Origin of the sequence: Streptosporangium sp. NPDC006013, from assembly GCF_040614275.1 — a bacterium.
Taxonomy (GTDB): Bacteria; Actinomycetota; Actinomycetes; order Streptosporangiales; family Streptosporangiaceae; genus Streptosporangium.
Genome location: NZ_JBEXUE010000089.1, coordinates 1 through 8060, shown reverse-complemented (window position 1 = coordinate 8060; position 8060 = coordinate 1). Strand labels below are relative to the sequence as shown.

Genomic DNA, 8060 nt, shown 5'->3' with positions numbered 1-8060 from the left:
GCAACAAGGCCGAAGCAGAGGCAGAGGCCAGGCAGAAGGCCGAAGCAGAAGCCCGACAGAAGGCTGAAGCAGAGGCCCGCAACAAGGCCGACGCCGACGCCCGCAACTGGGCAGCGGCACTCGCGGCGGCTCTCAACAAGGCCGAAGCAGAGGCCCGCAACAAGGCCGAAGCAGAGGCAAAGGCCAGGCAGAAGGCCGAAGCAGAAGCCCGACAGAAGGCCGAGGCAGAAGCCCGCAACAAGGCCGACGCCGACGCCCGCAACTGGGCAGCGGCACTCGCGGCGGCTCTCAACAAGGCCGAAGCAGAGGCAGAGGCCAGGCAGAAGGCCGAGGCAGAAGCCCGCAACAAGGCCGACGCCGACGCCGACGCCCGTAACAAGGCCGAGGCAGAAGCCCGCAACAAGGCCGAAGCAGAGGCAAAGGCCAGGCAGAAGGCCGAAGCAGAAGCCCGACAGAAGGCCGAGGCAGAAGCCCGCAACAAGGCCGACGCCCGCAAATGGATAGCGGTTCCCCCCAAGCCCGCACCAAACGGCGGCACCAGCCCCGGGGCCTTCGGCACCGCTCTCGGAAACAAGATCGCGGCCGCCGCTCAGGACAAGGCCGGCGCTGCCACCAACAAGGTCCCGGCAATCAAGCAGCCTCTCGACTGCCGCACAGGTGGGGCGCCCGCTCCGCCTCAGCACTAGTACTGCTCTCGTTGATCGTTCCTGCGGTCCAAGCAAGAAGATCACAATAGAAGAGCCGCGGACATAATTGACGATGCGACCCGACCGCCGGATCTGGAGGGCCTGGCCGTCGGCGAAGTCGTCGAAGGAACCGAGAGCGGGCCGATCGTGTGGTCGGTGGCGAATGACGAATGAGCGCACGCCTGTCACCATGCGTGGTGGCGATCGTGCGTTGGCTTCGGCACAAGCACCACCGCCTCGGATGGAACGACATCCGCCACCGGTTCTGTGACCGTGACCGGAGAATCGCCCACAACGGCATCGTGTTCGTCGGCGCCTTCAGCGTCGCCGTGACACGGTATCGCTGCCACGGCAGGAACATTCCACACCATGGACCCCGAGCCCGGCAACTGTCAGCAGTTGCCGGGCTCGGGGTCCAGACATGTAAAGAGCCCGGAGCGGGGGCGTGATCCGGATCAGGTTGAGCGCCGCCTCCATCCACTACATGCGTGACGGCGGCCGCCGGGTGCACATCCTGCGCGTCCCGCACGACGGCGCGATCGACGTGACCGTCACGCTGAACTACCGACAGCCGGAACCACGGATGACGCCGGTCGGGGCTACCCGACGGTGCGCGGCGAGTCGGCCGCCCCCTGCTCGCCTGTGTGCGTCAGAGCTTGATGCGGGCGGCGATCGGCAGGTGGTCGCTGCCGGTGGCGGGCAGGGTCCAGGTGCTGACGGGGGTCGCCGCGCGGGTCATGACATGGTCGATCCTGGCGACGGGGAAGGCGACGGGCCAGCTGAAGTCGAAGCCGTCCCGCGCCGGGATCAGGCGTGAGGTGAGGGGGGCCAGGCCCCGGTCGTCGAGGGTGCCGTTGAAATCGCCCAGCAGGATGACCCGCTCCAGCCTCTCCGCGGCGATGGCCCCGCCCAGCGCGACGGCGCTCTCGTCCCTCCGGCCGGAGCCGAAGCCGTCCGGCAGCCGGACGCGGAGCGAGGGAAGGTGGGCGACGTAGACGGCCACGTCGCCGTACGGGGTCCGCGCCGTGGCCCGCAACCCCCTGCTCCAGTCGCCCTCGATGTCCTTCGGCCTGATGTCCACCGGCCGCGAGTCCGTGAGGGGATACCTGGACCAGAGCCCGACGGTGCCCACGACGGCGCGGTGGGGATGGTCCGGCGCGAGGGCGGCCCCGTAGACGGGCAGCGCCTCGGGGGTCACCTCCTCCAGGGCGACAAGATCCGCACCGGCTCCGGCCAGGGCCCGCGCGGTTCCGGCCGGGTCGGGGTTGTCGTCCGCGACGTTGTGCTGGAGCACCGTCAATTGGAGCACCGTCAATTGGGACACCGTCAGATCGTGTGCCGCTCCCCGCTCGGCGGGCGGCAGCCGTCCGCCGAAGAGAGCGGCCCAGACCGTCACGGGGAGCAGCAGGGCCACCGCCGCGAGAGCCGAACGCCGCAGCAGCGCCAGAACCCCCAGCAAGGGAACCGCCAGGCCGACCCAGGGCAGGAACGTCTCCAGCAGGCTGCCGAGGTTGCCCACGGCGTTCGGCACGGCGTCGTGGAACATCAGCAGCCCGGCGACCAGCACGGCGAGCGACGCGAGGACCCGCCCGCGCGTCCACGGCGTCCCGGCCTTCCCGCCCGCGCTTCCGGGAAACGGCTGATGCTCGACGGACAACGGTCCCATCCTCCCTTACTCCCTTGACCTGAACCAAAGTTGAAGTTGAAGACTGATCGCGGCATTCCCACTGATGAAGGAGATCATCATGATTCTGGTTACCGGGGCGACCGGCAAGGTCGGCGGCCAGGCCGTGGCCCAGTTCCTCGGCGCGGGCGCCGCTGTGCGCGCGCTGGCCCGCGATCCCGCGTCCGCCAGGCTCCCGGAGGGCGCCGAGGTGGTACGCGGCGACCTGGCCGACCCCGGCAGCCTGGACGCCGCCCTGGACGGGGTCGACTCGGTGTTCCTCGTCTGGCCGACCCTCGCGGCCGACCACGCGGCGCCCGCGACCATCGAGAGGATCACCGAGCACGCCCGCCGCGTCGTCTACCTCTCCGCGCGCGGCACGTCCGACGCCCCCGGCCAGGACCCGAACTCGATCCTCGGCTCCCACGCCCTCATCGAGGGGCTGATCGAGCGCTCCGGAGCGGAGTGGACGTTCCTGCGGCCCGGCGGGTTCGCCGCCAACACCCTGATGTGGGCCGCCCAGATCCGGGAGAGCGGCGTCGTCCGCTGGGTGCACGGTGCGGCCACCAGGCCACTGATCCACGAGCGCGACATCGCCGCCGCGGGGGTGAGCGTGCTCACCGGCACCGGCCACGCCGAGGCGAGGTACGTGCTGACCGGCCCCGAGGCGCTGACCCAGGTGGAGCAGGTGACCGCCATCGGCGAGGTGATCGGCCGGCCGACGCGCTGGGAGGAGCTCGCACCGGAGATCGCGCTGCGCGAGTTGCTCGACCAGGGCTGGCCGTCCGCCGCGGCGGAGGGAATCATCGACGGGCATGCGCGGTTGGCGGCCACCCCGGAGTCGACCACCTCCACCGTGGAGGAACTCACCGGAGCACCGGCCACCCCGTTCCGCCGGTGGGTGGCCGACCACGCCGACGACTTCCGCTGACCACCCCCGACCGGCACCACCGCGTCACAACCACTGTGGCCACGAGACGACCATCCCGAGCTCTCAGGAGGCGGGACAGCCCGACCGATGGCAGGCCCGAGGCCGTGCGGTATCCGAGGTGGGTCAGTATGGGAGGGTGAGCGAGGATACGAGCGCGCTGGCGAAGCTGGTGGCCGCAGGCGATGTCGTGGTGCTGAGCGGGGCCGGGATATCGACGGAGTCGGGGATTCCCGACTACCGGGGGCCGCTCGGCTCCCTGGTCCGGCACACCCCGATGACCTACCAGACGTTCACCAGCGACCCTGCCGCCAGGCGGCGCTACTGGGCGCGGAGCTACCTCGGGTGGCGGGCGATGACCGGGGCGAGGCCGAACAGCGGCCACCACGCGGTCGCGCGGCTCCAGCGGCGCGGCCTGGTGGCCGGCATCGTGACGCAGAACGTGGACGGCCTGCACCAGGCGGGCGGCGCCGAGGCGGTCGTCGAGCTGCACGGCAGCCTGCATCAGGTGATCTGCCTGGACTGCGGTGATTCGAGCCCACGCGAGGAGCTGGATCATCGCCTGACGCTGGCGAACCCCCGGTTCGGTGCCCGGGCAGGCGCGATCAACCCGGACGGCGACGTCGAGCTGGCGGACGAGGAGGTCGACGGGTTCCAGCTGGTCGGCTGCCGGGCCTGTGACCGGGGGGTGCTCAAGCCCGACGTCGTCTTCTTCGGGGAGACCGTCCCGCCGGAGCGCGTCCGCGCGTGCTACGCCCTGGTGGAGCGAGCACGCCTGCTGCTGGTGCTCGGATCGTCGCTGACAGTGATGTCCGGCCGCCGGTTCGTGCTGCACGCCGCGAAGCTCGGCATCCCCGTGGCGATCGTCAACCAGGGCCCGACCCGCGGCGACGGCTACGCGACGCTCGCCGTCGACGCCCCGCTGGGCACGGTCCTGCCGGAACTGGTCAGGCTCGTCGACGTGCGTGCCATGACCGCCGGCCCGCCCTCAAGGTAGGGCGACCGCCTCTCGCCGGAGGCCGCGGCGCGCGGCCGTCCCGCGACCACCGGGAATCCGCGCACCGCGCGCCATGGTCGGTCGCGCGGCCCGGCGACGGCCGGGACCGCCCTACGGCTCCGACGCCCCCAGGAGTGCCCGTACCACGGCGGCGGTGTCAGCGAGATCCTCCAGCACCAGCTCCGCACCGGCCTCCTTCAGGGCCTGGACGTCACTGGAACCGGTGGCGACGGCCACCACCCTCGCCCCACCCTCAAGGCCGGCTAGAACGTCGTTCGGCGTATCCCCGACCAGCACCGTGTTCCGCGCGGTGAAGGACTCCTCGTACTTCCGCGCGGCACGCTGCTGCGCCAGGCCCACCAGCACCGCGCGGTCCTCGTGGTCCATCCCGTAGGCCCCCACCTCGAAGTCCACAAAACCCTCCAGCTCGAACGCCCTGAGCTTGCCGATCGCCAGCGGCTCCATGTTCCCGGTGAGCAGCGACTGGATCACGTCGGCCCGGCCCGCCAGCACGTCGAGCACCTCGCGCACCCCCGCCAGGACCCTGCCCCGCTGCGAGATCTCCGCCTCGTAGACGACGAACGCCTCGGCGAGGGCCGCGACGAAGGAGCTCAGCAGTTTCTCCGACACCTCGACGTCGTGCATCCGGAGCGTCTCCGCCGTGATCGCCCAGTCGGTCCGCCCCGCCATGGCCGCGACCCGCCGCATCGGCTGCCCGGTCACCACCTGGAACGCCTCGGCGTAGATGTCCCTGCCGACCCCGTCGATGCTGACCAGCGTGTGATCGATATCCCACAGCACAAGCGTTCTAAAAGAGCCCATCATCCGAGCCTAGCGAAGCGGTCGTGGACCCATCGCCGAAGTCCGCGCCTTTCGGCATTTCATTGCCATGGAACGGTATTGCAGCGATTGCACGCGTCGCGCCTTTGATCTTGTGGAAACCGCGAGGAGTTATCGTCCGCTACGAGGCGTGCCGGTATGCCTGCGGGCTTGATTCCTTGGGTTAAGCGTCCGAGCTGCGCATCGCCTCTCACATCCGCTTGAACATTGGATCAGAAGATGCGTAAACCGCTTTTGGCGATCGCCGCAGCCGTCGGCCTCAGCCTTGTCGCAGCGACCGCTCTGCCCGCCCTGGCCGTCGACACCATCGTCACGTTCTCGATCACGAGCGCCGGTCTGACGATCAGCGCCCCGTCGACGGCGAACCTCGGCTCGGTGGCCTCCGGTGCCACCAGCATCTCGGGAGAGATCGGCCCGGTCACGGTGACCGACGATCGCGCCACCCTGAACGGCTCCTGGAGCGCGAGCGCCATCTCCACCGACTTCACCACCGGCGCAGGTACCGGGCCCGAGACCATCGGAAACATCAACGTCACCTACTCCCCCGGAGCGGCCACCGCCACGACGGGCCAGGGGACCTTCACGCCCGGTCCCGGCGGCATCATCAACGTGCCGCGCGTCGCGTTCACCGGTACCGCGCTCACCGGTGACAACAGCGCCACCTGGAATCCCACGCTCACCGTGACGATTCCGGCCACGGCCGTCGGAGGAACATACTCCGGCACCGTCACCCACTCGGTCGGCTGAGCGGAGCCGACGACAATCGTGCACCTTCGTACCATCGTTGCGGGGCTGCTGGTGGCCGGGATTCTCGCCCCGGCCGCCGGCACGCTCGACAGACCCGCGCAGGCGGCCCGATCATCGGCGAGCGGCATCGGGATCCGCCTGCTCGAAGCACCGGTCGCGGCCCGAGCCGACAAGCGGGCCTGGACCTACATCATTGATCACCTCGCACCGGGTACCGTCATCCACCGGCGGGTCGAGGTGTTCAACACGACCGGCTCGCCCAAGCAGCTTTCGATCTACACGGCCGCGGCACAGATCCGCGACCGGAAATTCCAGTTCGCCGCCGATCACACCGCCAATGAGCTGTCCACCTGGACCACCCTGGACCAGCATGAGGTGATCTTGGCCCCGCAGGGCCGCTCGGCGGTCACCGCGACCATCACCGTGCCCGATGATGCCGCCCCCGGAGAGCGCTACGCCATGATCTGGGCCGAGACGGCCAAGGCCGCGCCGCCCGGTGGCGGCGTCGCCCAGATCAACCGCGTCGGCATCCGGCTCTACCTGGACGTCGGCCGCGGCAACCCGCCGGCATCGGACTTCACCATCGACTCGCTGACGGCCCAACGGTCACCCACCGGTCAGCAGATCGTCCTGGCGCAGGTGCACAACACCGGAGGCCGCGCACTCGACCTGAGCGGCGACCTGAAACTGACCAACGAGTCCGGAAGCCTGAGCGCCGGCCCGTTCAAGGTCCAAACGGGCACGACGCTCGCTCCCGGCGACATCGGATCCGTCACCGCCGCCCTCAGCGAGCAGGTGCCCGACGGGCCGTGGCGTGCCCGTATCCGGCTGGAAAGCGGGCTGACGAAACGTACCGCCGAGGCGACCATCCAGTTCCCCGCCACCGGGACAGCACAAGCGGTCAAGGCGGAAATGGACACGATCCAGTACCCCACGGTGGCGCTGGTCGGCGTCGTCCTCGCCGCACTCGCGGCGATCACGTTCCTGCTGATCCGGCGGAAACGCCGTTCGCGCCGGGAACCGAGCAACGCCTGAGACGTCCGCGGATCGGCCGGGAACGTCGACCACACTCGATCGACGTCCCGCCTGCTCCTCCGCGACGTCGTGGTCAGCGCAGGAGCCGCAGCACCTCGTCGTCGAGCGGGACACCGAGCTCGCCGCGCCGCTCACGGTAGCGCTCGACGCCTGCCAGCTTGACCTCCTCGTAGCCGCGTACCAGCTCCGCGGCCTCGGCGGCCTGCACCGCGCGGTCGTAGCCGCCCGCGTCGAGGGTCCGGGCCAGTTCGACGACCATGCCCCGGTAGTCGGCCGCCAGCGCGCGCTCAAGCCGGCGGACGTGCGCGAACCCGAACGGGTCCAGCGGCGTACCTCTCAGCACCCGCCCCTTGGCGAGCCCGCGCAGCACCGGCCGGAACCAGGGACCGAGCTTGAGCTTCCTGTTCATTCCCATCGACCGCAGCATCGGCGGGTGCAGGTTGTAGGTGACCTTCGTGGCCCCGGGGACCTGACCGGCGACCGGGTCGGTGGCGGGGTCGGTGAGCAGGCGGGCCACCTCGTACTCGTCCTTGTAGGCCCAGAGCCGGTGCGCGCCACGGGCCACCGCCTCGCTGAAGGCCGTCGCCTCACCCACGGCCCGCTCAGCGGTCCACGCGGCCTCGACCAGGTCGACGTAGCGCCGGGCCAGGTCCGCGCCGGAGTGCGCCCGCAGTTCCACGGCCCGCAGGCCCGCCAGCCGGGCGGTCTCGCCCTCCAGCGACCGGCCGGCCAGGAACTCGGAGCCGTCCGGGCCACCACCGGCAGCGGCCGGCCGCACCCCGTCACCCGAGACGGCCCGGGCGAACGCGGCCGGGTCGGCGACACTGACCCGGCCCCAGCGGAAGGCGGCGGTGTTGAGGTCGACCTTCACCCCGTTGAGCGCTATCGCCCGCTCGATGGCCCGCGCGGTCAGCGGCAGCGCACCGGCCTGGAACGCGGCCCCCACGACCAGCAGGTTCGCCACGTCCGTGGAGCCGAACAGCGCCTCGGCGGCGCCGAGCGCGTCCAGCTCGTGCAGCCTGGACGTCGAGTTCCGCAGGCGTGCGAGCATCGGCTCGGCGTCCGGGTAGCCGAGCCCGGCGTCGTAGACCATCTCCCCGGTCGGTGTCCGGCTCGTCGAGGCGATCGCGACGGTGCGCTCGGGGTTCGCCAGGGCCAGGTGCT

Annotated in this window: 7 protein-coding genes and 1 pseudogene; 5 read left to right on the top strand and 3 right to left on the bottom strand. The window is 70.7% G+C overall.

Features of this window, described 5'->3' with window-relative positions; translation table 11 throughout:
• Positions 1-686: pseudogene (locus tag ABZ260_RS16330) on the top strand (hypothetical protein); the annotation flags it as partial.
• Positions 687-1335: 649 nt separating this feature from the next.
• On the opposite strand, the gene ABZ260_RS16325 reads toward ABZ260_RS16330, so the two are convergent.
• The gene (locus tag ABZ260_RS16325; RefSeq protein WP_355617645.1) at positions 1336-2343 is read right to left on the bottom strand and encodes an endonuclease/exonuclease/phosphatase family protein; all 1008 of its coding nucleotides are present in this window, start codon (positions 2341-2343) and stop codon (positions 1336-1338) included.
• 88 nt (positions 2344-2431) lie between these two features.
• Here ABZ260_RS16325 and ABZ260_RS16320 point away from each other — a divergent pair, with 88 nt between their 5' ends.
• Together ABZ260_RS16320 and ABZ260_RS16315 are read left to right on the top strand one after the other, a co-directional pair.
• A complete protein-coding gene (locus tag ABZ260_RS16320; protein ID WP_355617642.1) occupies positions 2432-3280 on the top strand; it encodes an NAD(P)H-binding protein in 849 nt (282 codons plus the stop codon).
• Between the two features lie 136 nt (positions 3281-3416).
• On the top strand, positions 3417-4274 hold the full coding sequence (locus tag ABZ260_RS16315) for an NAD-dependent protein deacetylase (protein WP_355617639.1): 858 nt from the start codon (positions 3417-3419) through the stop codon (positions 4272-4274).
• A 111-nt stretch (positions 4275-4385) separates the two neighbouring features.
• Here the strand turns inward: ABZ260_RS16315 and ABZ260_RS16310 are convergent, their stop codons facing one another.
• Complete coding sequence (locus ABZ260_RS16310) at positions 4386-5075, bottom strand: HAD hydrolase-like protein (RefSeq protein ID WP_355617636.1); 690 nt, start codon at positions 5073-5075, stop codon at positions 4386-4388.
• Between the two features lie 258 nt (positions 5076-5333).
• Between ABZ260_RS16310 and ABZ260_RS16305 the strand changes: the two genes are divergently transcribed.
• A complete protein-coding gene (locus ABZ260_RS16305) occupies positions 5334-5861 on the top strand; it encodes a hypothetical protein (RefSeq protein WP_355617633.1) in 528 nt (175 codons plus the stop codon).
• Between the two features lie 18 nt (positions 5862-5879).
• Positions 5880-6896 carry a peptidase gene (locus tag ABZ260_RS16300; protein ID WP_355617630.1) on the top strand — a complete coding sequence of 339 codons (1017 nt, stop codon included), beginning with the start codon at positions 5880-5882 and terminating at the stop codon, positions 6894-6896.
• Between the two features lie 73 nt (positions 6897-6969).
• Here the strand turns inward: ABZ260_RS16300 and ABZ260_RS16295 are convergent.
• Positions 6970-8060, bottom strand: a 1091-nt coding sequence (locus ABZ260_RS16295; protein WP_355617627.1) for a DUF6537 domain-containing protein, incomplete at its 5' end; no start/stop codon positions are given.